At 67.9% G+C, this 436-nt stretch carries 1 protein-coding gene; it reads right to left on the bottom strand.

The window, feature by feature from the left end:
• On the bottom strand, window positions 1–436 hold a 436-nt coding region (locus IF89_RS0136265), incomplete at both ends, for a CAP domain-containing protein (RefSeq protein WP_030777848.1).

Below are 436 nucleotides of genomic sequence, written 5' to 3'. Positions count from 1 at the left end.
ACGTGTCGATGTTGATGGCGGCGAAGATCGCGGTGCCTTCGGCGTTGGTGACGATGGCAGGGCCGGCATTGCGGGAGCCCGGGTACGTCAGGGCTTTTCTGTGGCCAGGACTGTTGAACCAGGCTTCGATGATCCGCTCGGGCGGGGTGCCGATCCCTCCCTTGAAGAGGACCTCATGGCCGCAGTGTTCGAGGTTCGCCTGCTGCGCGTTCTTCTGTACGCAGGTCGCCGTTCGTTGAGCAGCGTCAGCAAACGGCCTTCCGCCGACTGATCGGTCGCCGACCGGGAAGGCGCCGGGGCCGCCGACCGAGAAGGCGCGGGCGCCGCGGAGCGGGAGGGCGCGGGCGCCACACTCGTCGGGCGGGAAGGTGAAGGCTTCGGTGTCAGAGATGCTTGCGACGGTTGCGCCATCGGCTCCTGAGCCGCTGCCGTCGTC

Source organism: Streptomyces sp. NRRL F-2664, from assembly GCF_000719345.1.
Classification (GTDB): domain Bacteria; phylum Actinomycetota; class Actinomycetes; order Streptomycetales; family Streptomycetaceae; genus Streptomyces.
The sequence above is the reverse complement of the archived record's forward strand: the minus strand, read 5'-3'. Positions and strand labels throughout refer to the sequence as shown.